This window comes from Labedaea rhizosphaerae, from assembly GCF_004362825.1.
Classification (GTDB): domain Bacteria; phylum Actinomycetota; class Actinomycetes; order Mycobacteriales; family Pseudonocardiaceae; genus Labedaea; species Labedaea rhizosphaerae.
On record NZ_SNXZ01000001.1, the window covers coordinates 611,836 to 634,930 of the forward strand.

General features: G+C 69.7%; 22 protein-coding genes. 10 read left to right on the forward strand and 12 right to left on the reverse strand.

Annotation, left to right across the window (positions count from 1 at the left end; translation table 11 throughout):
* Window positions 1–151 precede the first annotated feature (151 nt).
* From EV186_RS02615 to EV186_RS02625, 3 genes are all read right to left on the reverse strand, one after another.
* Window positions 152–1,288, reverse strand: a complete 1,137-nt coding sequence (locus EV186_RS02615) for an XdhC family protein (RefSeq protein ID WP_133847462.1) — start codon at window positions 1,286–1,288, stop codon at window positions 152–154.
* Complete coding sequence (locus EV186_RS02620) at window positions 1,281–2,408, reverse strand: vWA domain-containing protein (protein ID WP_133847463.1); 1,128 nt, start codon at window positions 2,406–2,408, stop codon at window positions 1,281–1,283. The genes EV186_RS02615 and EV186_RS02620 overlap by 8 nt, the downstream gene beginning before the upstream one ends.
* A 304-nt stretch (window positions 2,409–2,712) precedes the next feature.
* Window positions 2,713–4,233, reverse strand: a complete 1,521-nt coding sequence (locus EV186_RS02625) for an FAD-dependent oxidoreductase (protein ID WP_133847464.1) — start codon at window positions 4,231–4,233, stop codon at window positions 2,713–2,715.
* Between the two features lie 61 nt (window positions 4,234–4,294).
* Here EV186_RS02625 and EV186_RS02630 point away from each other — a divergent pair, with 61 nt between their 5' ends.
* Window positions 4,295–4,915, forward strand: coding sequence for a TetR/AcrR family transcriptional regulator (locus EV186_RS02630; RefSeq protein WP_133847465.1), 621 nt, complete (start codon window positions 4,295–4,297; stop codon window positions 4,913–4,915).
* A gap of 23 nt (window positions 4,916–4,938) precedes the next feature.
* On the opposite strand, the gene EV186_RS02635 is transcribed toward EV186_RS02630, so the two are convergent.
* Window positions 4,939–6,291: an IS4 family transposase gene (locus EV186_RS02635; RefSeq protein WP_243753788.1), complete on the reverse strand. Its 1,353-nt coding sequence runs from the start codon at window positions 6,289–6,291 to the stop codon at window positions 4,939–4,941.
* 602 nt (window positions 6,292–6,893) lie between these two features.
* Window positions 6,894–7,790, reverse strand: coding sequence for a helix-turn-helix domain-containing protein (locus tag EV186_RS02645; protein WP_166658997.1), 897 nt, complete (start codon window positions 7,788–7,790; stop codon window positions 6,894–6,896).
* 204 nt (window positions 7,791–7,994) lie between these two features.
* On the opposite strand from EV186_RS02645, the gene EV186_RS02650 reads away from it, so the two are divergent.
* On the forward strand, window positions 7,995–8,225 hold the full coding sequence (locus tag EV186_RS02650; protein ID WP_133847468.1) for a hypothetical protein: 231 nt from the start codon (window positions 7,995–7,997) through the stop codon (window positions 8,223–8,225).
* Here EV186_RS02650 and EV186_RS02655 read toward each other — a convergent pair.
* The 5 genes from EV186_RS02655 to EV186_RS02675 form a co-directional block, all read right to left on the reverse strand.
* Entirely contained in the window at window positions 8,222–9,490 is a 1,269-nt protein-coding gene (locus tag EV186_RS02655; RefSeq protein ID WP_243753789.1) for an MFS transporter, read from the reverse strand. The two genes, EV186_RS02650 and EV186_RS02655, sit on opposite strands and share 4 nt — an antisense overlap.
* Entirely contained in the window at window positions 9,487–10,089 is a 603-nt protein-coding gene (locus EV186_RS02660; RefSeq protein ID WP_133847469.1) for a winged helix-turn-helix domain-containing protein, read from the reverse strand. Before EV186_RS02660 ends, EV186_RS02655 begins: the two co-directional genes overlap by 4 nt.
* A 136-nt stretch (window positions 10,090–10,225) precedes the next feature.
* On the reverse strand, window positions 10,226–11,386 hold the full coding sequence (locus EV186_RS02665; RefSeq protein WP_243753790.1) for a S53 family peptidase: 1,161 nt from the start codon (window positions 11,384–11,386) through the stop codon (window positions 10,226–10,228).
* A 277-nt stretch (window positions 11,387–11,663) separates the two neighbouring features.
* The gene (locus tag EV186_RS02670) at window positions 11,664–12,554 is read right to left on the reverse strand and encodes an AAA family ATPase (RefSeq protein WP_133847471.1); all 891 of its coding nucleotides are present in this window, start codon (window positions 12,552–12,554) and stop codon (window positions 11,664–11,666) included.
* Between the two features lie 63 nt (window positions 12,555–12,617).
* Window positions 12,618–14,555: an NPCBM/NEW2 domain-containing protein gene (locus tag EV186_RS02675; protein WP_133847472.1), complete on the reverse strand. Its 1,938-nt coding sequence runs from the start codon at window positions 14,553–14,555 to the stop codon at window positions 12,618–12,620.
* A 184-nt stretch (window positions 14,556–14,739) separates the two neighbouring features.
* On the opposite strand from EV186_RS02675, the gene EV186_RS02680 reads away from it, so the two are divergent.
* From EV186_RS02680 to EV186_RS02710, 7 genes are all read left to right on the forward strand, one after another.
* A complete protein-coding gene (locus EV186_RS02680) occupies window positions 14,740–14,946 on the forward strand; it encodes a PspC domain-containing protein (protein WP_133847473.1) in 207 nt (68 codons plus the stop codon).
* A 32-nt stretch (window positions 14,947–14,978) separates the two neighbouring features.
* A complete protein-coding gene (locus EV186_RS02685; protein ID WP_133847474.1) occupies window positions 14,979–15,326 on the forward strand; it encodes a hypothetical protein in 348 nt (115 codons plus the stop codon).
* An 80-nt stretch (window positions 15,327–15,406) separates the two neighbouring features.
* Window positions 15,407–16,558 carry a C1 family peptidase gene (locus EV186_RS02690; RefSeq protein WP_133847475.1) on the forward strand — a complete coding sequence of 384 codons (1,152 nt, stop codon included), beginning with the start codon at window positions 15,407–15,409 and terminating at the stop codon, window positions 16,556–16,558.
* 17 nt (window positions 16,559–16,575) lie between these two features.
* On the forward strand, window positions 16,576–17,016 hold the full coding sequence (locus EV186_RS02695) for a hypothetical protein (RefSeq protein ID WP_133847476.1): 441 nt from the start codon (window positions 16,576–16,578) through the stop codon (window positions 17,014–17,016).
* 106 nt (window positions 17,017–17,122) lie between these two features.
* Window positions 17,123–17,431 carry a protease inhibitor I42 family protein gene (locus EV186_RS02700; protein WP_133847477.1) on the forward strand — a complete coding sequence of 103 codons (309 nt, stop codon included), beginning with the start codon at window positions 17,123–17,125 and terminating at the stop codon, window positions 17,429–17,431.
* A 134-nt stretch (window positions 17,432–17,565) separates the two neighbouring features.
* Window positions 17,566–18,171, forward strand: coding sequence for an RNA polymerase sigma factor (locus EV186_RS02705; protein WP_133847478.1), 606 nt, complete (start codon window positions 17,566–17,568; stop codon window positions 18,169–18,171).
* Between the two features lie 5 nt (window positions 18,172–18,176).
* Complete coding sequence (locus EV186_RS02710) at window positions 18,177–18,623, forward strand: carboxypeptidase regulatory-like domain-containing protein (protein ID WP_133848720.1); 447 nt, start codon at window positions 18,177–18,179, stop codon at window positions 18,621–18,623.
* Here EV186_RS02710 and EV186_RS02715 read toward each other — a convergent pair whose 3' ends face one another.
* Window positions 18,624–19,265 (reverse strand): hypothetical protein, encoded by a 642-nt coding sequence (locus EV186_RS02715; RefSeq protein ID WP_133847479.1) that lies wholly within the window; start codon window positions 19,263–19,265, stop codon window positions 18,624–18,626.
* Window positions 19,266–19,364: 99 nt separating this feature from the next.
* Here EV186_RS02715 and EV186_RS02720 point away from each other — a divergent pair, with 99 nt between their 5' ends.
* The gene (locus EV186_RS02720) at window positions 19,365–21,107 is read left to right on the forward strand and encodes a serine/threonine-protein kinase (protein ID WP_166658998.1); all 1,743 of its coding nucleotides are present in this window, start codon (window positions 19,365–19,367) and stop codon (window positions 21,105–21,107) included.
* A gap of 260 nt (window positions 21,108–21,367) precedes the next feature.
* Here the strand turns inward: EV186_RS02720 and groL are convergent, their stop codons facing one another.
* Complete coding sequence (gene groL / locus EV186_RS02725; RefSeq protein ID WP_133847481.1) at window positions 21,368–22,990, reverse strand: chaperonin GroEL; 1,623 nt, start codon at window positions 22,988–22,990, stop codon at window positions 21,368–21,370.
* Window positions 22,991–23,095 lie beyond the last annotated feature (105 nt).

Below are 23,095 nucleotides of genomic sequence, written 5' to 3' on the forward strand. Positions count from 1 at the left end.
CGAACCAACACGCTGACGCCCGGTACCTGTGGATCATCACAACGGCGATACCGCACGGTATGGCCTTGACCTGGGCATCTGTTACCTGCTCACCGAGTTGTGGACATACCCGGTGAGCGTTGTGCGGCGCGAGCGGAGTGTCGAACGCCGGTCAGCGGATCCCACCTTCGGCGGGCTCGTGGTGGATCTTGCCCGCGGTGTCGGCCAGGCGTGCGCCCGCGCCGCCCCAGCGCAACGAGATGATCTCCGCGGCGATCGACACGGCCGTCTCCTCGGGCGTGCGGGCGCCGAGGTCGAGCCCGATCGGCGACGCGAGCTTGGCCAGCTCCTGCTCGGCGACACCGGCCTCGCGCAGCCGCCGCATCCGGTCGTCGTGCGTGCGCCGCGAACCCATGGCGCCGACGTAGCCGAGCTTGGCCCGCAACGCGACTTCGAGCACCGGAACGTCGAACTTCGGGTCGTGGGTGAGCACGGTGACCACCGTGCGCTCGTCCACCCGGCCCGCCTCGATCTCGGCGGCCAGGTAGCGGTGCGGCCAGTCGACGACGACCTCGTGGGCCTGCGGGAACCGGCTGCTGGTGGCGAACACCGGCCGCGCGTCGCACACCGTGACCCGGTAGCCGAGGTAGCTGCCGAGACCGGCCATGGCGGCGGCGAAGTCGATGGCGCCGAACACCAGCAGGCGTGGCGGCGGCTCGAAGGAGTTGACGAACACGGACATGCCCTCGCCGCGCCGCTGTCCCTCGGGTCCGTAGTGGACGGTCGCGGTGCGGCCGGTGGCCAGCAGCCCGCGGGCGTCGTCGGCCACCGCGGCGTCCATCCGGGCGCTGCCCAGCGACCCGGCGATGCGGTCGGGCCAGACGACCATGCGCTTGCCGACCATGGCCTCGTTCTCGTGCGCGACGATCGTGGCGAGCGCGACCGGGACCTCCGCCTCGACCGACTCGGCCAGCTCGACCAGCTCCGGGAAGCCCGCGCTGTCGACCGGCTCCACGTACACGTCGAGGATGCCGCCGCAGGTCAGCCCGACCGCGAACGCGTCGTCGTCGCTCACGCCGTAGCGCTGCAGCACAGGCTTGCCGCTCTCGACGACCTCCTGCGCCAGCTCGTAGACCGCGCCCTCGACGCAGCCGCCGGAGACGCTGCCGGTGACCGACCCGTCGGGGGCGACCAGCATCGCCGCGCCCGGCGAGCGGGGCGCCGAGGAGAAGGTCGCCACGACGGTGCCGAGGCCGACGGTCTCGCCGGCCCGGTAGCGACGGAGCAACTCGTCAAGGACGTCACGCACGGCGCACCTCCACCAGCAGTTCTTCCAGCGTCGCCAGGCTGTGCCCGGCGAGCAGGCGGTCCACGTGGGGCAGGGCAGCCGCGATGCCGGACTGGACGGGTGCGTAGCCGTCGTGCCCGGCGTGCGGGTTCACCCAGATCACCGAGTGGGCCAGTCTTTGCAAACGAGCCACCTGCTCCTTGAGTAACGCCGCGTCGCCCCGTTCCCATCCATCCGAGAACAAGACGACGATGGCCCGGCGGGCCGCGCCGCGCTGGCCCCAGCGGTCGAGGAAAGCCCGCAAGGTCTCCCCGAGCCGGGTGCCGCCGGCGAAGTCCGGGACCGCCAGAGCGGCCTTGGCCAGCGCGTTCTCCGGGTCGCGTTGGCGCAGTTGGCGCGTCACGCGGGTCAACCGGGTACCCAGGGTGAAGACCTCGGTGTGCATGGGTGTGCGCCGCGCCACGACGTGCGCGAACCGCAGGAGCGAATCGGCGTACGGGCTCATCGAGCCGGAGACATCGACCAGCAGCACGACGCGGCGCGGTCGCTTGCCGCGGCGGTGGCGCTTGAGCCGGATCGGCTCGCCGGCGGTGGCCAGCATCGCGCGCAGCGTGCGATCGGGGTCGAGGTCGCCGCGGTGGTGTGGGCGCAGGCGCATCGCCGCCCGGCGCGGTGGCTCGATGGTCAGCGTGGCGAGCAGTTCGCGCAGGTGCTTGCGCTCGGCCGCGCTGAGCTCACCGAGGTCGCGGTGGCGCAGCACCTCGGTGTCGCTGGCGGCGACCTTCAGCGAGTCGTCGCCGGGTTCCGGGGTCGGACCCGCCGCCATGGCGAGCTGCTGCAGCGCCGCGATCTTGGCCCGTTTGGTCTTCTCCTTGCGGGCGCGGGGCGCGCGCGAGGAGCGTTGAGGCATGAACCAGGACGCGAACGCCTCGTCGTAGCAGGGCAGGTCGTCGGGCTCACCGCACAGCGTCAACCGCCCCGCCCAGTAGACCTGGGTCGGGTCGGCGGCGTCGAGGGTGTCGACGGCGCGCAGGAACGCCTGCACGCGCTCCGGCTCGCAGGCCAGGCCCGCGTGGCGCAGAGCCGCGGCGAACCCGACCAGACCCGGGACGGGATCGGCTGCGCTGGTTGTTGCGGACACAATCTCATTGTCCAGCAAATCCGCGCCGCGCGCTCCTACCCATCCGGGCGCGCTCACCCCGGCACCGGTCGAGGTGACCGGTGCCGGAGCCGCCCGCGAACAGATGCGGGCGATGCCGCTCCGCGCTGCTTCGGGCCCGGTCGGGTGAGCGGGCACGGCGCTGCGGAGCGCTTCACGCGGCGAGCGCGGGGAGTTTTGGGCACTGCCGGTGAAACCGCGCCGCCACTCGTCAGCCCCACCGTCGCGCCGCGCATTCCGGTCCCGCGTTCGCAGGACCAACTATGACAAGCGGATGTCCGGTTTCCTAATGGTTTTCCGCTCGCTCGAACCAGCGGGCCACCGCCTCGGCCAGCCCGTCGGTGGTGCCGTCGTCGGTCGCCCAGGCAACGTAGCCGTCCGGGCGGATGAGCACGCCCGTCCACTCCGGGTGCGCGCCGCAAATCGTTGTCACCACACGGATGTCGGCACCCTCGACCGCCTCCCGCAGCGCCGCCGAGTCGTCGAGGTCCAGCAGGATCGCGCTGCCGTCCTGCTGGAGTTCGCCGATCCGCCTGCCGTCGGCCAGTTCCGGGTCCGGCGCGCGCCGCCCGACCAGCGGGTGGTCGCCGAGCGCGTACGTCTGCGTCATGCCGGAGATGAACTTGGTGAAGTACTGGTTGCCCTCGTCGAGGTCCATCAAGTCCGAGACGACCGTGCGCAACGCCTCCACCAGCGGGTCCGGGCGCATCAACGCGACCTGGGCCCGCGTCATCTCCAGCACGCGGGCGCCGAGCGGGTGGCGCTCCTCGGTGTAGGTGTCGAGCAGCCCGTCGGGCGCGGTGCCCTTGACCGTGGCGGCGAGCTTCCAGCCGAGGTTCATCGCGTCGCCGATGCCCAGGTTCAGGCCCTGGCCACCGAACGGCGAGTGCACGTGCGCGGCGTCCCCGGCCAGCAGCACCCGGCCCATCCGGTAGGTGGTGGCCTGGCGCGCGTTGTCGGTCCACCGGGTGGCCGTGCGCACACCGGTGATCCGAACGTCCTTTTGCGACAGTCGACGCAGGCTGTTCTCCAATTCCTGCGCGGTGACCGGGTCGTCGCGGTCGGCAGGCGGGCCGTCGAACTCGACGGTGAGGATGCGGCCCTTGATCGGGCCGTGGACGTACATGCCGTCGGGCACCCGCTGCCAGCCGACGCCGAGCAGCTCCGCTCCGTCGATGTCCACAATGGCCTGGTGGCCGGTGATCGTCGGGGCCGTGCCGGGGAAGTCGAAGCCCGCCGTCTTGCGCACGGTGCTGCGCCCGCCGTCGCAGCCGACCAGCCACGCGGCCTCCACGTCACCCTGTCCGGTGTGGACGGTGACGCCGTCCGCGCGCGCGGTGAACGACGTCAGCGCGCAGCCGCGCCGCAGCTCGACACCGAGTTCGAGCGCGTGCTTCTCCAGCAGTTCCTCGATCTGCTGCTGCGCGACGGCGACGATCGCGGTGGCCTTGTCGCTGGCGACCACGTCCGGGTCGGCCGGGTCGAGCCGGGTGGGGTCGAGCTTGAACAACCCGGCGAAGTGCCCGCCGATCTTCTTCATGCCGCCGCGCTCGAACATCTTGCGCACCTCGGGCAGCAGCTCCGCGGTGCGCTCCATGACGGCCGTGCTCAGCGGGGCGAGCAGGCCGCGCCGGTAGAACGCCTCGGCGGTCGGCACGTTGATGGCGCCCGCCTTGATGGTGTCGCTGCGCTCGGCCAGGGGGTCGAGCACCAGCGTCGACACACCCCGCAGGCGCAGCTCGCAGGCGAGCATCAGGCCGACCGGGCCCGCGCCCGCCACCACAACGTCGTAACTCTCCTCGGTCATGGTTCCGAGTGTGCCCGCAAAGTTGTACCGAGTCAAAAATTTTATCGGGTAAAGTCCGGCCGTGGCTGGTTTGCGGGAGCGCAAGAAGGCGGAGACGCGCCGCCGGATCTCCGACATCGCGACGCGGCTCTTCCTCGAGCGCGGGTACGCGAACGTGACCGTCGCCGAGGTGGCCGAGGCCGCGGGCGTGTCGAAGATGACGGTGTTCAACTACTTCGCCACCAAGGAAGACCTGCTGCTGGACCGGCAGCCGGAGAACATCGAGATGCTGCGCGACGCCGTGCTGAACCGGGGGCCCGGCCAGTCGGTGAGCGCCGCGCTGCGGGAGTGGTGCCAGGACATGCTGGCCGCCCGGCACCCGATGGCCGCGGTCGGCGCCGGCGTCACCACGTTCTGGCACGAGGTCCTGTCCAACCAGGACCTGCGCAACCGCGCGCTGCAACAAGCCGAGGAACTCGGCGAGGCCCTGGCCGACGTGCTGGTGCACGCCATCCCCGACGACCGGTGGCACGCCGAAGCCGCGGCCCGGCTCCTCGGCGCCACCATCGGCACCGTGTTCACCACGGCCATCAAGAAGCAACTGTCAGGGGTTCCGGTCGAGCAGGTCCGCGCCGAGCAGATCGACGTCATCGACGCGGCCTTCGACCTCCTCGACGGCGGCCTGGCGAACTACGGCGCCTAACCGCAATGCCGGGAAGTTAAGGGTCATGGGTCGGTTGTCAACCCGGGCAGGATCTTGATGGTGATCTTGGTTGGATAGTTGGTGCGGTCGATCGAGCCTTTGGCGCGGTGTTTGGAGATTGCGCGTTTGACCACGCGGGGACAGAGCCGGGTTCGGCGTGGGGGTAGGAGGTAGGCCCGCACGGCGTGCCCGATCTTGCCCACGAGATCGATGACGGTGTCGGTGATGATTCCGGCCGCGTGAACGAGTTGATCACGTGCGGCGTTCAGTGCGACGGTGAATCCGGCGCGATCTGGTGGGATGTTGTGTCCGAGCAGCGCGTCGGCCATCGCCAGGCGCAGCGCCTGGTAGCCGCTGAGCAGTGCGTAGATTTCCTGCTCGATCCCGGTGGGGGTTCGCGCGCGTAGGACCTTTCCGCCCAGGAGGGTGGATTTCATCTCCAGGAATGTTGTCTCGATCTCCCAGCGCTGGTGGTAGAGAGCGACGATCTCGCGGGCGGGGTAGCGGTGGTGATCGGTGAGTGTGGTGAGCAGCCGGTAGTGGCCGGTGTGCTGCTTGCGGCCGCCGAGGGTGGCGGTGATCTCGGCGTCGATCACCCGGATCTCGAGCCCGCCAAGGCGAGACAGCCAGGATCGGTCGGGCAGGTGGTTGATCGGGGGAAGGGCTCGGTTGTTCTTGGCGCGGATGAGCAGGTCCGCTCCGGTGGCGGCGATGCGGGTGATCAGGTCTCCGGCGGCGAAGTTGCGGTCGCCCAGCAACAACATTCCCGGTCGCAGGCTCCCGAGCAGGCGTGGCGCCATGCTGGTCTCGCCGACCCGCCAGGACCCGAACGCGATGTCGAGGACGGTGCGGGTGCCGCAGGCCACCACCGCCATCAAACGCAGCATGGGATACCCCGAGGGCCCGTTGCCGCCGCCCTGGTAGGGGAAACGGGTCAGGTTGGCGGGACTGTCCGGGACGAACAGGGTGGTGCTATCGATGGCGCAGACCAGCAGTTTCCGCCAGCGGACCGCTCCAGCGGCGGGACCAGCGAGCAGCCCGAACACCGCGGCCAGCGGAGCAACCCCGACCCGACGACGAGCCTGGGTCAGCGCCGAGGAACTCGGCCTGGCCACCGAGATGCCGTCCAGTCCGGCGATCAGCCGCGCCCAAACCTGCAGGTAACCGAGCTCGCTGAACAAGCCGGCCGCGATGAGCAGATACACGACCACCCGAGAAGGCAGATCCCGGAGCCGTTTCTGAGTTGCCCTGGTCACCGCGAGCGCCTCGTCAACCAACTCGAACGGGACGAGACGGGTCAGTTCACCCAGATGACCAGGCGCGAAACGACCCTGAGCCACACACACGCGACGCGTGATGAAACACTGATCTTCCAACGGAGTTCCTGCCGAACGGTGATCTTGGTCGACGCTGTTCTAGCAGGAACTCCGTTGCCCATCTCAGCGGGTTGACACCCACGCCCAACTCTTAACTTCCCGGCATTGCGCCTAACCGACCGGCTGGGGCAACCGCATCTCCGTTGGTCCGAGGATTGATTGCTCTACGGATCTTTTGAATTCGTGCCAAGCGAGCCGTCGTTGCAGCCGCCAGCCAGAAGGTCGCATCACGTAGTCACGCCACTCGACCGAGTCGAGCGAGAACCCGGGGGTCACTCGTTCGGGTCGCAACAACGCGACCTCGTCATCACCGTCCTGCTCCCACCCCAACTCGGTGGTACTGCAGAGCATGCCCCAAGAACTCATCCCACGATAGGTGCGTCTGCGCATCTTCGTCGCACTGCCAGGCACACGAGAGCCTGGCGGGGCCACCGGAACGAAGTCACCAGGAATTACGATATCGGGCCCGCCAAATACTATTTGCTGTTTTGCGTGTCCAACATCCACTTGTGCACGTCTGATCCAATTGGCATCCAGCGAGCACGCAACCTCGATTACCTGCCCCGCTACCACACCAGTCGTCTTCACATCATCTCGCATTCTCACAGGCTTCTTGCACTTTTCCACAGTCGATCGAAGGTCGTCCGCGCCCGGTCCCGATGGTGTCCGGTCATGAGCATGTCGCTGTTGGTCACGGAGTTGGGCCGGATCACGTAGGCCAGCCCGCCGTCAGAACTGATGTAGTCACTCAGCTGCGCGTACAGCGCCGCCTCTTCAGAGCGGACTCGTTGCACGTCGAGCTGGTAGAGACCGGCTCCGGTGACAACCGGGTGATCAGTGCGCCGGAATTCACAGTTGGCCCACACCACGCCCTCGCCGACTTTGTCGGTGAGCAGCCCACGGAAATCGGGAACCTTGTCCTCGACGTCGCCGGGAACCAAGAATCTGTACCTGCACCCTCGGGTCAGATTGCCCGCCACGACATCGAGGAAGGTACCTGCCGCAGGCGACTCACCGGCCACTTCGATCAGGTCAAAGCCAAGATCGACACTGAGAATGTCGGCTTTGACACAGAACCGCTCGAGCCGGGCGGATTCGTCATCCTGAATCAGCCCTTCACGTCCCGCGGTCGCCGACTCCGCCAGCTCACGAGCAACCGAATCGACCCGATCCGCGAGCACCCGGCCGATCCGGCCGACCAACGCGCTGTGCTGGGACACTCTCGTGCGCACCGAAGTGAGCGACACGTCGATGAGTTGGGCCATCGACGAATGATCTACGCGCTGTTCGCCGGCGCCTTCGCCGTGGACCAGGTAATCGAGGCTGACGCCGAAGAAGTCGGCGAGGTCGAGCAGCTTTTGGAAGCTTGGTCTGGTCTGGTTGCGCGTGTATTGGGACAACGCGGCCGCACTGACACCTACCGCTCGCAAGATCTCCTGGCGATTTCTACTGAAGCCGCGCTCCTCGATCAGGCGGCTCAACGTCTCGCCCAGCTTCACTTCGCGTGGTGGCACTTCACTCGCCCCACCGTTCGGGGTACCTGAACGACATCAAGTCCGCCTGATAGTCAAGTTTGGCCGAAGTTTCAAAAAGTGACACTTTCATGACGGCCGTTGACCGCCGCCGTGACAGGGGGATACTTCTCCCTGAGCGGCTCGGAATCAAGTGCACCTCGACACTGTTTAGTTGGGGCGGTGGGCGCGATGGTTGTGCTGATCTTCTTGCTCGGAGCTTTACTCGGCGTCGTCGTCGGAGTGATCGTCTGCATCCGGTACGTCCGCCAGGAGATGACCGCCCGGATCGAGCCGACGATGCAGTTGGTGCAATCCCGGCTCGCGAACGTCCAATCCTCTGTGGACATGGCGCTGGCAGCATGGCACGCGGAGATGCACAGCCATCACCTCGGACGGGCGAGCCGGGACGCGACTGACTAACCGACCGGCACCGGCGCGCGGCCCGGCATCTCGGACGGCAGGTCGCGCAGCCGGCGGATCGGGCCGGTGAGCACCACCGCGCCGGCCAGGACGAGGGCGGTCATGCTGAGCACCATCGTCGGGCGCAGGCCGATCGCGTCGCCGAGGGCACCGCCCAGCAGGGCGCCGACCGGGATGGTGCCGTAGCTGAGGAACTGCCAGCTCGCCGAGATCCGGCCGAGCATCTCCTGCGGGCAGTACGTCTGCCGGAACCCGCCCTGCAGCACGTTGCTCACCACGATCGCCCCGATGAGCATGAACCCGCCGACCAGCGCCAACACGAGCCCGGCGCCGGGACCGGCGAACGCGACGAGCAACCCGAACGGGGCCGCGGACAACTCGACGCCCAGCAACGCCCGGGCCGTACCCACCTTGCGTCCCAGCCAGTTGGCCGTGGCCGCCCCGGCCAGGCCGCCCACGCTCATGACCGCCAGCACGGTGCCGACCCCCGCCGCACCGACGCCGAGCACCCGGATCAGGAACAGCACCAGCACGGCCTGCGCCATGTTCAGCGCGAGGTTGGCCGCGGCGCTCGACAGCGCGAGCGTGCGCAGCAGCGGATCACGCACCGTCAACCGGAAGCCCTCGGCGATCCCCGCCCACAGCGCCACCGGCTCGGCGGCCGGCGCGGGCTCTCGTTTGCGGATGCCGAGCAGGCACACCACCGACACGAGGCTGCTGGCCGCGTCCAGCGCGAGCCCGGTGACCACGCCGAAGAGCTGGCTGACCACGCCGGCCAGCCCCGGCCCGGCGACGTTGGCGAACGCCTCGCTGCCCTGCAGCTTCGCGTTGGCCTCGGGCAGCTCCGGCTTGGCGACCAGGCTCGGCAGGTACGCCCGGTACGCGGTGACGAAGAAGACCCGCGCCACCCCGGTCACCAAGGCCGCGAGCAGCAGGTGGGTGAACGTCAGCACGTCGCACCAGGCCGCGATCGGCACGCTGGCCAGTGCGACGACGGTGACCAGGTCGGCCGCGATGAGCACCGGCCTGCGGCGCATGCGATCCACCCACGCGCCCGCAGGCAGGCCGATGAGCAGCCAGGGCGCCCAGCCGATCGCCGTCAGGGCGCCGACGTCGAAGGCGTTGGCGTGCAAGACGAGCACCGCGAGCAGCGGAATGGCCACTTCGGACACCATGGTGCCCAGCCCGCTCGTGGTCTCGCCGATCCACAGCAGCCGGAAGTCGCGCTGCCACCACAGGCCGCCCAGGCGCCGGCCCGCGCTCACGACTGCTCCTCGTCGCCGGGCCGCACGGCCCGGTGCGGGAACGATTGGTACTGCACGACAACGATCTCGCTGCCTTCACCCACGCAGGCCTCGTCCGGGTCGTGCTCGGCCTTGTACCGGTCGACGATCGCGGTCACCTCGGCGTTGAGCGCCTTCAACGCATCCGGCGTCAACCGCAACCGCCAGTCCGACGCGGCCGCCGCGCGGTACCACTCGGCGTCCCAGTCCTCGGACAGGAAGTTCGTCAGCCGGTTGCTCACGGTCTGCACCTGCTCGTACAGGTAGACCGACAGCGGCCCGCGCAGGTCCGGGTTGGCCAGGAACTCGGCCGGTTCCACCGACATGCTGCGCGGCTTCATGCGCCACCAGCGCTCACGCTTGGTCCCCCGCTCGACGTCCTCCTCGATGAAGTCGTGCTCGGCGAGGTGGCGCAGGTGCCAGCTGACCGTGCCGCTGCTCTCCCCGAGCCGGCGGGCGAGGCCGGTCGAGGTCGCCGCGCCGTCGAGCCAGAGCAACTCCATGATCCGCACCCGCAGCGGGTGGGCGATGGCACGCAGGCTGCGCGCGTCGAACTGTTTGTGCCCCCGGTCCTCACTCATGAGGCCAAGGTAGCTTGCAGAGGCTCATTTGCAAAGAGTCCTCTGCGAAGAAGTCTCTGCAACCGAGATGGAGCGGGGCGGGGCCGGTGGGTGAGCCGGCCCCGCCCCTGGTCACGAACCGATCAGAACGAACCGATCAGAACGCGGTCGCCCCGTTCGGGGTGCCGAGCCCGGTCGGGCCGTCGTAACCGGTCTTGCCGGTGCACAGGTACGAGCCACCGCACGAGCCGTTGCTGCCGCTGGTCACGTCGTACAGCGAGCCCGCGTTGGCGTACACGGTGTTCGCGCCGTTCACGCCGGACACGCCGTTCAGCGCGTACACCGAGCCGACGACCGGCGCGGCGACGCTCGTGCCGCCGAACACCAGCCAGCCGCTCAGGCCCTGGTAGGCCGTGCTGTCGTACACGGCGACGCCGGTCGCCGGGTCGGCCACCGCGCTGACGTCGGCGACGGTGCGCTTCGAGCAGCCGGTGTCGGTCTGCCACGACGGCTTGCCCACGTACTTCGAGCAGCCGCTGCCCGCGCCGCTCCACACCGTCTCCGACCAGCCGCGCGCGGTCGAGGCCGTGCGCAGGCTGGTGCCGCCGACCGCGGTCACGTACTTCGACGCCGCCGGGAACTCGACGCCGTAGCCCGCGTCCCCGGAGCTGACCGTGATGGCCACCCCCGGGTGGTTGTAATACGTGTTCTCGTCGCTGGTCTCACCCGAGTACTCGGTGCCGCCGTAGCTGTTGCTGACGACCTCGGCACCCAGGCGCACCGCGGTGTTCACCGACGTACCCAGGTTGACCAGGGACGACGAAGAAGCCTCGACGAGCAGGATGTTGCATTTCGGGCAAATCGCGGACGCCATGTCGACGTCGAGCGAGATCTCCTGCGCCCAGCCACCGTTCTTCTTCGGGTAGGTGGTGCCGCCGTTTTGGTCGGACTTCGCGAAGCACGCGGTGGTGCTGGAATTGATCGACGACGGCGAGCAGGACGCGAGCGCGGGAATTCCGTATTGCGCCCGGTAGACATTCACGTCGGCGAACGCGGTCGGGTCGTCGTAGGCGTCGACGATGGCGATCGTCCGCCCCGCGCCCGCGCTGCCCGACAAGGACGCGACGTTGTACGCCGACCGCAGGTCGGTCGGCCCGTAGCCGGACGGCGTGGCCGCAAGCCCTTGCTTGCCAACGATGTCCGTGCGGACCCACGCCTGGCACGCCGCTGCGCCGGGGGCGGTCGCCGCGCACGAACGCTGCGCGTGCACGCCCGCGGCCGCACCCGGCGTGGGTGCCGCGGTCGCGGATTGCGCCATTCCGGTGACAAGCGTCACCAGAGCGGCGGCCGCCGCTAATCCGTAGAGAGAACGCAAAGGAACCTCCGGGGGAAATTGCAGGGAACCGGATCGGGGATCCGGCGCGCCCTCGAAGGTACGTCCGCGTTTGCCAACAATCAGGTGTTGATTTCCGACGCCGAACATGGTGGCTAGCGGACCGTGGCGAAAATCCTTGCCTGAACACGCCCAGTGATGGTTGCCAATTGCCAATCCCGGCGTGGCGCCGAGTGGTGAACCGGCCAAAAGGACATAGTGGTCAGCCGGCGAGCAATTGGTCCAGGCTCGCGGCCACGACCCGTTCGGCGTCCTCGCGGTACTTCAGCACCGCACCCAGCGTGGTCGCCGCGGACTCCGCGTCCAGCTCCGTGCGGCCGAGCGCCAGCAACGCCTGCGCCCAGTCCAGCGTCTCGGCCACCCCCGGCGGCTTCAACAACTCGGCCTCACGCAGCCGGCGCACCGCGGCGGCGACCTGGGTGGCCAGCCGCTCGCTGATGCCCGGCAGCCGGCGGCGCAGGATCGCCACCTCGCGGGTCAGGTCCGGGTGCTCCAGCCAGTGGTAGAGGCACCGGCGCTTCAGCGCGTCGTGCACCTCGCGCGTGCGGTTGGACGTCAGCACCACCAGCGGCGGCACCTCGGCCTTGACCTCGCCGAGCTCCGGCACGGTCACCCGGTTCTCGCCGAGCACCTCGAGCAGGAACGCCTCGAACTCGTCGTCGGCGCGGTCGACCTCGTCGACCAGCAGCACGCACGGCGCCTGCTCCAGCGCCTGAAGCAACGGCCGGGCCAGCAGGAACCGCCGCGTGTAGAGCGACTGCTCGGCGGCGTCCGCGTCCAACTGGCCACCCGACGCGGCTTCCAGCGCACGCAGGTGCAGCAACTGGCGCGGGAAGTCCCAGTCGTAGAGCGCCTGCGAGGCGTCGATGCCCTCGTGGCACTGCAAGCGGATCAGCTGGACGTCGAGCGCGGCGGCCAGTGCGGCCGCCAGCGACGTCTTGCCGGTGCCCGGTTCGCCCTCGCAGAACAGCGGCTTGCCCATCCGCAACGCGAGGAACGCGGCGGTCGCGACGCCCTCGTCGGCGAGGTATCCGACCCGGTCCAGGGCACCGGCGAGATCGTCAGGCGAGTCCACCGGTGCCCAAGCGTTCATGCCGACGAGCCTAATAGCCGTTGCCGGATCTCGGCCGGTCGAGCGCGAAGTCCGCCCTAAAGGTCAGCACGTGACCGCCGCACCCGCCCAGTCGGCGTGGTCGTAGGTGTTGCCGTCGCCGCCGTCGGTGACCCGCAGGTCGAGCACCCGCACGCCGGACACGTCCACGTCCACCGGAACGGCCGCGACACCCTTGTGCTGCACGCCGGTGGCCGCGAGCCGCGTCCCGTCGCCCCAGACCTCGAACGCCACGCTGCCCGCGCCGGTCTCGTCGTCCAGCCCGACCAGCGCGGAGAACGACGAGCAGCCACCGCCCAGGAACACCCGCACCGAGGAGGGCGCGTGCGTACCGAGGCCCGTCGGGTAGACGGTGCCCGCGATGGTGATCGGGTGGCCGTCCCCGGCGGCGGTCTCGCCGTTGCTGGTGTCGCGTTCGACCGGTCCCCAGCCGTTGCTGCTCGACACGAACGGCAACGCCGAGACCTGCGACTCCCCCGCCGCGGGCGGCTGAGCCGTCACGGTGGACGCCGTCGCGGACCTCGTCACCGAGGCCCCGCCCGCCTTGTACGTCACCGAAGCGGCCAGCTCGGCCGGCCCGGTGCCGGACGGGTGGACGGTCCAGTCGTGCCGCCACGCGCCCTCGACGCTCGGCGCCGACGCGGTCGTCCCGCCGTCCACGGTCCACCCGGCCGGCACGGTCAAGGTGGCCTGGACGTGGGTCAGCGCGGGCGATCCGTCGTCGTGCAGCGTCGTGGTGACCGTGAACGGCCGGTCCACGGCGGTCACCTCCGGCGTCGTCAGGGCCAGGGTGGTCAGCGGCGGCTGCGCGCCCCCGCCCGGCCAGACCCGGTAGACCACGGCGCCGTGCGAGGCGGCCGTGCCGTGCAGCGTGCCCGCGCTCTGGCTCTCCGCGCCGGACCACAGGTCCCGCACCCGGTAGTGGTCGGCCGTGGGCAGCCCGAGCTCGGCCGCGGTCACCGCGATGTCCGCGCCCGACCCGCCCCGGTTCAGCAGCACGACCGCGACCGAACCGTCGGACATCGGCTTGGCCCAGACCTCGGCGTCACCGTCGTCGCGGAGCTTGTGGCCCTGCACGCCGCCCCAGTCCTTGTCGACGGCCACGAGGTCCTTGTTCTCCAGGATCGCCTTGGTCGCGCCGTCCATCGCGCGCAGGTCGTTGCCCGCGATCAGCGGCGCGTTCAGCAGCGCCCACAACGCGAAGTGCGCGCGGTACTCGGTGTCGCTCATGTGCCCGTTGCCGACCTCGAGCATGTCCGGGTCGTTCCACGCGTTCGGGCCGGAGTGCGCCTCCAGCCCGACCTGCTGGTCGAGGATGCCCATCACGCTGCCCCAGCTGTCGTTGATGTCGCCGGTGGTGCGCCACAGCTCGCCGTACTGCGCGGCCCAGTTCCACGGCTGGTTCGAGCCCCACTCGCAGATCGACAGCACGATCGGCCTTCCGGTGGCGCGCAAGGCATCCGACATCGCCTTGTACCGCTCCTGGGCCGGGCGGCCCTGGTTGTTGCAGTTGTCGTACTTGAGGTAGTCGACGTCCCAGGACGCGAAGCTGCGCGCGTCCGCGGTCTCGTGGTCGAGGCTCGCGGGCAGGCCCTGGCACGTCGCCGTGCCCGCCGAGGAGTAGATGCCGAGCTTGAGCCCGCGTACGTGCGCGTAGTCGGCGAGGGCCTTGATGCCGTGCGGGAACCGCTGCGGGTCGGGCTGCAGGTTGCCGTTCGCGTCGCGTTGCGGCGCCATCCAGCAGTCATCGATGTTGAGGTATGTGTACCCGGCATCGCGCATACCCGTCGACACCAGCTCGTCGGCGGTCTCGCGGATCAGGTCCTCGTCGATGTCGCAGCCGAACTTGTTCCAGCTGTTCCAGCCCATCGGCGGGGCGGGCAGCAGGTTCTGGCCGGGCACCGCGGCGGCGGACGGCCCGAACACCGCGGCGGTCGCGGTGACCAGCACCGAAGTCAACAAACCGATCAAGATCCGACGCATGTGACCACCTCGAACGTTGGCAACCTCCCCTGATCTACGCACAAACGAACAAGAACCGTCAATACTCCACAGGAGGGTCAGGGTCGCCGCTGGTCCTCATCCAGCAGGTCAGGGCGAACCCTGAGGCCGGATTTCCGGGCCGATCCCCGATGTCACGGCGAGGTGCGCGACGCATCCTTGAGCCATGACGAACAACGCGACCACCACCACCAAGCTGACCCGCAGCCGCGACGACCGGATGATCGCCGGTGTCTGCGGCGGCTTCGCCAAGCGCTTCGGGCTCGACCCCGCGCTCGTGCGGGTGCTGCTCGCCGCCGCGACCGTCCTCGGCCTCGGCTCGGGCGTCGTGCTCTACGTGATCTGCTGGCTGGTGATGCCCGAGCAGGGCTGACCGAGTCAGTTCGCGCCACTACGCTGCGCCGGGTGAGCGAGCAGGAGGAGCCTCCCGGCGCCGCGACGAGCCAAGCTATGACGAGTCGGGCGCTGGTGTTGCTCGGCTCGGCACTCGCGCTGGCCACGTCCGGGGTCGTGAGCTTTCTCGTCCTGGTCTTCTGGCCGGTGCTCGCCCACCTGCAGGGGCTCACCGCGGGTGTCGTCTTCGGGGTCATCGGCTACGTTTTATTGGTCATTTCAACAATTGCGGCCGCTAACTTCATGGTGATCCGCCGCGTCCGTTCCGGGCCGGTCGCCATGATCGGCTGCGGCACCCTGATCGTCGGCACAGTGATCGCGTTTGGCCTGCTCATCGCCGTCCTGGCCGGATCTCGATAAGGCCCTTCGGCCCGTATCCCCCTGCCTGGGACGGGTACCTAATTGAGGTCCCCCTCCACCATTTTTTGCAGGGAGCAATCATGAGCCCTGACCGACCTCATTTGTCCGAACTCGCCACCGTCCGCGCCGCATTGTCCGATCTCGGCCAGCCCTGGCAGGCGGCCGAGACGCGGATGAGCAGGCTCTCCCCCGAATGGCGGGCGGCACGCCTGGGCGTGCCCACCCCGACCGACCAGGACCTGTCCGAACGCCGCGGCCAGCCCGAGGCCATGGCCGCCGCCGCGCTCGCCGCGCACGGGCAGTCCGTCACCGCCGCGAACGCACCGCAGGCGAGCCTGCCCGCGTCGTTCGACCTGCGCAACGTCGGCGGCAACAACTACGTCACCGCCATCCGCGACCAGGGCGGCTGCGGCAGCTGCGTGGCGTTCGGCTGCGTGGGTGCCATGGAGAGCACCGCCGCGTACACCCACGGCAGCCCCGGCATGGCGCTGGACCTGTCCGAACAGCACCTCTTCTTCGTGCACGCCAAGGCCCGCGGCTACACGTGCGCGACCGGCTCGTGGCCCGACGACCTCTTCTCCGACTGCGCCGCCAAGGGCATCACGTTCGAGGACTACCTGCCGTACCACGACAACGGTTCCGGCACGCTGAACGCCGACTGGCCCAACCGCCTGGCCAAGGCCGTGGGCCTGGTCAACCTGACCGGCGACCCGGCCGCCATCAAGCAGCACATCTACAGCTACGGCGGCGTGGCCTCGTGCTTCGTGGTCTACAACGACTTCTTCCACTACCGCAACGGCGTCTACAAGCACACGACCGAGGACGTGGCCGGCGGGCACTGCATCACGCTCATCGGCTGGGACGACGCGGACGGCTGCTGGATCGGCAAGAACCAGTGGGGCACCGGCTGGGGCGACGGCGGCTTCTTCCGCATCGCCTACGGCGACTCGTTCATCGAGGACTACCCCGGCGACCGGCCCACCGTGTTCGGCTGCACCGGCGTGAACCTGCGGGCGTGGCTGCCCGCGCAGCGCGTGCTGCGCCTGTTCGCCACGGCCAACGACGCCAACGGCTGGGCCTATCTGCAGAACTTCGGCTGGGCGCACCTCGCGGGTGGCCCGCACACCACCACCAACAAGCTGGACGAGCTGACCCACGCACGCGCCAGCGGCCACGCGGTCGCGCCGTTCCTCGACGGCTCCGAGCTGTCCAGCGTGCTGGTCTACGACTGAACCGGAAAGGACACACCATGACCAGCACCGGAAGCCGCACCCGCAAGCCGAAGCCCGACCACGCACCGCCGGACGTGCACGGCATCACCACCGCCGCCACCCCGGGCGCCGACCCCTCGACCATGCCGCCCCCGCCGCCGGACACGCTGACCGGCACCCCGGTCAGCGCGACCACGATGGACGTCAGCGCGCCGCGGCCGCCGCAACTGGACCCGCAGGGCATCAGCGCGCCCGCCGCCGGCTGGGTCTACGGCCGGGTGATCACGCACCTGTGGTCCTACGACGCCTCGACCGGCGTCTGGGCCTGGGTGGACGGCATCGGCTGGAAGCGGCTCGCGCCGAACTCGGAGTTCGGCCACAGCCACATGGCCTTGCTGGCGACCATGGCCACGCACGGCAACCTCACCGTCGACTACCACGAGGACGCCTCGGGCCGTATCGATCAGGTGCTCGCCTGACGATAAGGGCGTGATGGCATCCGATCGGTACGGACCTCGGCATGGACGCGGTGCCCGGACGAAGGCAGGGGATTCGTCCGGGCACCGCGCCCGCTCTGGAGCAGTTATGGCACTGGTTCACCTCGCCGAGGCGGACGCGGCCAAGACCACCCGGCTGCGCCGCGGCGACACGGTCGAACTGCGGCTCGCGGAGTCGCCCACCACCGGTTACCGGTGGCAGGTGCGGCCCTCCGTGGGCCTCGCGACGATCACTGACGAGCACATCCCGGCGGCCACGCGACCGGGGGCCGGCGGCGAGCGGCGGGTGGCCCTCGACGTGACCGAAGCGGGCACCCACGAGCTGCGGGTCGAGCTCGCCCGGCCGTGGGAACGTGAACCTGACCGCGCTCTGACGTTCTTGATCGAGGCAGAATGAGACATTTGGATCGGGTATGCGGCCGTTCGAGTGACTTGGATCTGCACGAAGCACGATTCGGTAGACACGGCGTCGCCACGGCGCGATATCCCTTGACGCGACTGCGAGACGAATCGCGGAGTGGGGTGGGATCGATGGGCGAGCTCGGCACGACGAGCACAGGCGTGCCGTGGGACGGGCTGCAGGGCACGGAACGGCACGCTGCGTGCCTGACCGCGGCCAGGGCCGGCAACTCCGCGGCGCTGGACGTGCTCGTCGCCGAGTTGACGCCGTTGGTCTGGCACGTCGCCCGCGGCCGGGGCCTGGACCGCGGCACCGCCGAGGACGTCGTGCAGACGGTGTGGCTGTCGCTGCTCAAGCACCTGGATCGCCTGGAGCAGCCACGCGCGCTCGTCGGCTGGCTGATCACCACCACGCGACGCGAGTCGCACCGGACCTGGCAGCGGCGCACCGATCACGTCGAGTTCACCCCCGACGTGGTCGAGCAGGTGCCGAGCATCGAACCGCAGCCGGAGGCCGTGGCGTTGCGCGAGGAGCGCGACCGCCAGCTCTGGGCGGCGTTCGGCCAGTTGAGCCAGCGCTGCCAGGAACTGCTGCGGCTGACCGTGCTCGCCGGTCGCGCGGAGTACCGCTCGGTGGCCGAGGCGCTGCACATGCCACACGGGAGCATTGGCCCGACCCGGGGTCGTTGTTTGACGTCGCTACGAGCGCTGCTCGACGAAGATGGGGGAGCCCGGTGAAGACCATGGAACCGTACGACGAGGAGCAGTTGCTCCGGAACCTGGACGCCCTGCTCGACCTCGCCGACCCGGTGCCCGCCGACCTGGTCGAACGCGTGAAGTTCGCGATCGAGATCGAGGACATCGACGTCGAGGCCGCCCGCTGGGAGCGCAGCCAGCTCGCCGGCGTGCGCGGCGACTCGCCCGGCACGATCACCTTCTACGTCGGCGACCTCACGGTCATGTTCAACGTGACCCGCACCGGCGAGTCCCACCGCATCGACGGCTGGCTGGTGCCCGCAGGCGAGCACGGGGTCGAGGTGCGCGTGGCCGAGCACGGCTCGACCACGACGACCTCCGACGAGGGTGGCCGGTTCGTGCTGACCGAGGTGCCGCGCGGGATCACCCAGATCCTGGTCCGGATGAACGGCGGCACACCCCGGACCGTCGTCACCCCGACGGTCGTCCTGTAGTCAGCCCGCCAGCTGCAAGGAGTCCTGGACGGCGCCGAGGACCTTCTCGGCACCGGTTTGCTCGCTCGCCGGGTAGTAGACGCCCATCCGCGCCTGGGTGATGTCGTCGATGCCGATGAACCGGTAGGTGCACTGGACGGTCTGCCCGTCGCGGCTGAACTGGTAGACGATTTCCGCCGCGCCCAGCCCGGTGGGTCCGCCCGGCGCCAGCGTGCGCTGGCTGATCATCCGGAAGCCGTCGGCCGCGTTCACCCGGTTCAGCTCGTCGGCGGCCGCCTTGGCCGGGGCCACCTGCAGGTCCGTGCCGGTCAGGCCCGCCGTGACGTCCACCCGCAGCCGCACCTGACCGCTGGGGTCCAGGAAGTCCGACCAGTACGTGTCGCGCTTGGTCTCGGTCCAGCCCCGCGGCACCTCGACGAACGCACCGGAGCCGCCGTTGGCCGGGTCCGGTTTGTAGGTCCAGGACTTGTCCACATAGGTGTCCGGCTCGACGAACGGCCGCGCGGGCGTGGTGGTCGTCGTCTTCGTCGGGGGCGTCGTGTTGGTCGTCAGGGGGTCGACGCCGGAGACCTGGGTCGGCCCGGAGCAGGCCGCGAACCACAGCCCTGACGCCGTGACCAGCCCAGCCAGCACCCGCCTCATGTCGCCCCCGATCCCCTCACCGTGTCCGCCGTGCGCTTCTTGTGATGCCACATACGGGCACGAAGTTGGCGCGGACAGCGAACAGGCATGATACGGGCCATGGCGGTGCCGGAACGGATCGGTCGATTCGACATCGAGGGGCGGATCGGCGGCGGTGCGTTCGCGACGGTGTGGAAGGCGCGCGACGAGGCGCTCGACTCCGACGTGGCCATCAAGGTGCTGTCGGAGAACTGGCTGGACTCCACGGACGTGCGCGCCCGGTTCCTCGCCGAGGCCCGGTTGCTGCGCCGCGCCGAGTCCGACCGCGTCGTGCGCGTGCACGACCTCGGCGAACTGGAGGACGGCCGCCCGTACCTGGTGATGACCTTCGCCGACCGCGGCACGCTCTCGCAGCGCCTGGCCGACGGCCGGTTCTCCTGGCGGGTCGCCACGGACGTCGCCATCGAGATCGGCAAGGGCCTCGTGGTGCTGCACGCGGCCGGGGTGCTGCACCGCGACATCAAGCCGTCGAACATCCTCTACCGCTCCACCCCCGGCGGCGGCGAGCAGGCGATGCTCGGCGACCTCGGGCTGGGCAAGCTGCTGGCCGAGGCGTCGATGCTGACCCTGGCCGGCGGCACACCCGCGTACATGGCGCCCGAGCAGGCACAACCGGGTGCGCCGGTGAGCGTGCGGACGGACGTCTACGGCCTGGCTTCGTTGCTGTACCGGGCGTTGACCGGTCGCACGACGCACAGCGCGGCCTCGCTCGCCGCCGTCGCCGACCCGTCCCGCTCGGCGGTGGCGCCGCCGAGCACGTTGATCCCCGACATCCCGCGCGCGCTGGACGCGGTGGTGTTGCGCTCGCTGGAGCCGGACCCGGACCGCCGCCACCCGGACGTGCGGTCGTTCATCGCCGACCTGCGCGACGTGCTCGAGGACCGCGTCCCGGCCGACGACTCGACCGTCGCGGGCACGACCCGCGTCAACCCGGTCGTGGACTCCACGGTCCCGGTGGCGCGGTCGACCCTCCTGCCCGGAGCTCCGCCGCGGGGTCCGCAACCGTCGACCCCGCCGAGCGGGATGCCGCCGCACTCGACCCCATTGCATTCGGCCCCGCCACATTCGACCCCGCCGCAGGGCTTCCGCTCGTCGACGCCACCGCAGGGCTTCCGCCCGTCCACCCCGCCGCAGGGTGTCCCCCAGCACCAGAGCCAGGTGTACGGCGGCCAGCCACCGCGACCGCCGGTGCACACACCGCCAGGGCAGACACCGTCAGGGCAGACACCGTCGGGTCCGGCCGCCGCCCGGCCGCGACGCCGCCGCCTGCTGATCGCCCTGGTGGCGACGGTCGTGCTGTTCGGCCTCGCCGGGGCCGCGGGTGTCTGGTACTACCTGCGGCAGCCGGTGGACGTGCTCAACAGCTCCGGTGAGATCCAGGTCAGCGTGCCCCGCCCGTGGGCAGGCGAGTCCCAGGACGGCTGGCAACCGAGCGCCCTGACCGGCGGCACCGACAAGACGCAGGCGCCGGGCCTGCTGGTGGCCGAGTCGGCGGGTGAGTTCGCGCAGACCCGCAGCACCAAGCCGGGCATCTTCGTCGGCCTGCTGCCGAAGGGCACGAAGCTGTCGGCGGACAAGTTCCGCACCGCCGTGACGGCCGCGGGCTGCACCGAAGCGACGCCCCTCCCCGTCCAGGCCCCGACCGTCTCGGTGGCCCAGCAGTGCAACACCCTGCTGCTGAACGACTTCCTGGTCACCACGCCGTCGGGCCGCCTCGCGTGGGTGCGCATCAAGAAGCCGACGAGCGACAACACCAACCCCGCCGACATCCTCACCAAGATCCACCTCAACCCTCACCCCTGACCCACACGCGTTCAGCGGGCTTAATCCCGCAAGGCCCCTTGACCAGGGCGGATGTGATTCAGCGGGCTTGATCCCGCCACCCCGCACACCACCGCCGAACGCGAAGATGATTCAGCGGGCTTAATCCCCAGGACCTCGCTGACCTGCGGAAATGGGTTCAGCGGGCTTAATCCCCGCGGCAGGTGGAGACAAGCAGAGGCCCGGATGCGCGGGGCGCATCCGGGCCTCTGGGTCAAGCAGGTGTTGCTAGATGGCGTGGATCAGAAGTCCATGCCGCCGGCGTCGGGACCGGCCGGGGCGGCCGAGGCCTTCTCCGGCTTCTCCGCGACGACAGCCTCGGTGGTGAGGAACAGCGCGGCGATCGACGCGGCGTTCTGCAGCGCCGACCGGGTGACCTTGGTCGGGTCGATGATGCCCGCGGCAGGCAGGTCCTCGTACTCGCCGGTCGCGGCGTTCAGGCCGTGACCCGGCTGCAGGCCCTTGACCTTCTCCACCACGACGCCACCCTCGAGACCGCTGTTCACGGCGATCTGCTTGAGCGGAGCCTCGACGGCCACGCGAACGATGTTCGCGCCGGTCGCCTCGTCGCCCGTGAGCCGCAGGCCCTCGAACGCGATCTGGGCGGCCTGCAGCAGCGCGACGCCACCACCGGCGACGACGCCCTCCTCCACGGCGGCCTTGGCGTTGCGCACCGCGTCCTCGATGCGGTGCTTGCGCTCCTTGAGCTCCACCTCGGTGGCGGCACCGGCCTTGATCACCGCGACGCCGCCGGCCAGCTTGGCCAGCCGCTCCTGCAGCTTCTCGCGGTCGTAGTCGGAGTCCGACTTCTCGATCTCGGCGCGGATCTGGTTCACGCGGCCCTGGATCTGCTCCGCGTCACCAGCACCCTCGACGATCGTGGTCTCGTCACGGGTCACGACGACCTTGCGGGCCTTGCCCAGCAGGTTCAGGTCGGCGTTCTCCAGCTTGAGGCCCACGTCCTCGCTGATGACCTGACCACCGGTGAGGATGGCCATGTCCTGCAGCATCGCCTTGCGGCGGTCACCGAAGCCCGGGGCCTTGACGGCGACGGACTTGAAGGTGCCGCGGATCTTGTTGACGACCAGGGTGGCCAGGGCCTCGCCCTCGACGTCCTCGGCGATGATCAGCAGCGGCTTCGACGCCTGCATGACCTTCTCCAGCAGCGGGAGCAGGTCCTTGACGTTCGAGACCTTCGAGCCGTAGAGCAGGATGTACGGGTCCTCGAGGACCGCTTCCTGGCGCTCGGCGTCGGTCACGAAGTAACCCGACGTGTAGCCCTTGTCGAAGCGCATGCCCTCGGTGAGCTCGAGCTCGAGGCCGAGTGCGTTGGACTCCTCGACGGTGATGACGCCTTCCTTGCCGACCTTGTCCAGGGCCTCGGCGATCAGCTCACCGATGGACTTGTCAGCGGCGGAAATCGAGGCGGTAGCAGCGATCTGCTCCTTGGTCTCGATCTCCTTGGCGGCCTTGTGCAGCTGCTCGGTCACAGCCTCGACAGCCTGCTCGATGCCGCGCTTGAGCGACAGCGGGTCGGCGCCGGCGGCGACGTTGCGCAGGCCCTCGCGAACCAGGGCCTGGGCCAGCACGGTCGCCGTGGTGGTGCCGTCACCGGCGACGTCGTCGGTCTTCTTGGCAACTTCCTTGACGAGCTCGGCCCCGATCTTCTCCCAGGGGTCCTCGAGCTCGATCTCCTTGGCGATGGAGACGCCGTCGTTGGTGATGGTCGGCGCGCCCCACTTCTTTTCGAGCACGACGTTGCGGCCTCGGGGGCCGAGCGTCACCTTGACGGCGTCGGCGAGGGTGTTCAGGCCACGCTCGAGACCGCGGCGCGCGTCCTCGTCGAACGCGATCAACTTGGCCATGCCTAGTTGTCCTCCAGTGCGGACAGGTGCTCGGCCAGGCTCGGTGCCCGCGACGGACGACCGGTCCCGGAGTGACCCGGATCCGATCTCACCGTTCTGACCTTG

Bases quoted from the DNA above. Each gene is read 5' to 3' on its own strand.
- EV186_RS02625 (WP_133847464.1), bottom strand. From the start codon at position 4,233: ATGACCGAGGAGAGTTACGACGTTGTGGTGGCGGGCGCGGGCCCGGTC.
- EV186_RS02650 (WP_133847468.1), top strand. From the start codon at position 7,995: ATGGTTGTGCTGATCTTCTTGCTCGGAGCTTTACTCGGCGTCGTCGTC.
- EV186_RS02660 (WP_133847469.1), bottom strand. From the start codon at position 10,089: ATGAGTGAGGACCGGGGGCACAAACAGTTCGACGCGCGCAGCCTGCGT.
- EV186_RS02665 (WP_243753790.1), bottom strand. From the start codon at position 11,386: ATGGCGCAATCCGCGACCGCGGCACCCACGCCGGGTGCGGCCGCGGGC.
- EV186_RS02670 (WP_133847471.1), bottom strand. From the start codon at position 12,554: ATGAACGCTTGGGCACCGGTGGACTCGCCTGACGATCTCGCCGGTGCC.
- EV186_RS02675 (WP_133847472.1), bottom strand. From the start codon at position 14,555: ATGCGTCGGATCTTGATCGGTTTGTTGACTTCGGTGCTGGTCACCGCG.
- EV186_RS02680 (WP_133847473.1), top strand. From the start codon at position 14,740: ATGACGAACAACGCGACCACCACCACCAAGCTGACCCGCAGCCGCGAC.
- EV186_RS02690 (WP_133847475.1), top strand. From the start codon at position 15,407: ATGAGCCCTGACCGACCTCATTTGTCCGAACTCGCCACCGTCCGCGCC.
- EV186_RS02695 (WP_133847476.1), top strand. From the start codon at position 16,576: ATGACCAGCACCGGAAGCCGCACCCGCAAGCCGAAGCCCGACCACGCA.
- EV186_RS02700 (WP_133847477.1), top strand. From the start codon at position 17,123: ATGGCACTGGTTCACCTCGCCGAGGCGGACGCGGCCAAGACCACCCGG.
- EV186_RS02705 (WP_133847478.1), top strand. From the start codon at position 17,566: ATGGGCGAGCTCGGCACGACGAGCACAGGCGTGCCGTGGGACGGGCTG.
- EV186_RS02710 (WP_133848720.1), top strand. From the start codon at position 18,177: ATGGAACCGTACGACGAGGAGCAGTTGCTCCGGAACCTGGACGCCCTG.
- EV186_RS02715 (WP_133847479.1), bottom strand. From the start codon at position 19,265: ATGAGGCGGGTGCTGGCTGGGCTGGTCACGGCGTCAGGGCTGTGGTTC.
- EV186_RS02720 (WP_166658998.1), top strand. From the start codon at position 19,365: ATGGCGGTGCCGGAACGGATCGGTCGATTCGACATCGAGGGGCGGATC.
- groL (WP_133847481.1), bottom strand. From the start codon at position 22,990: ATGGCCAAGTTGATCGCGTTCGACGAGGACGCGCGCCGCGGTCTCGAG.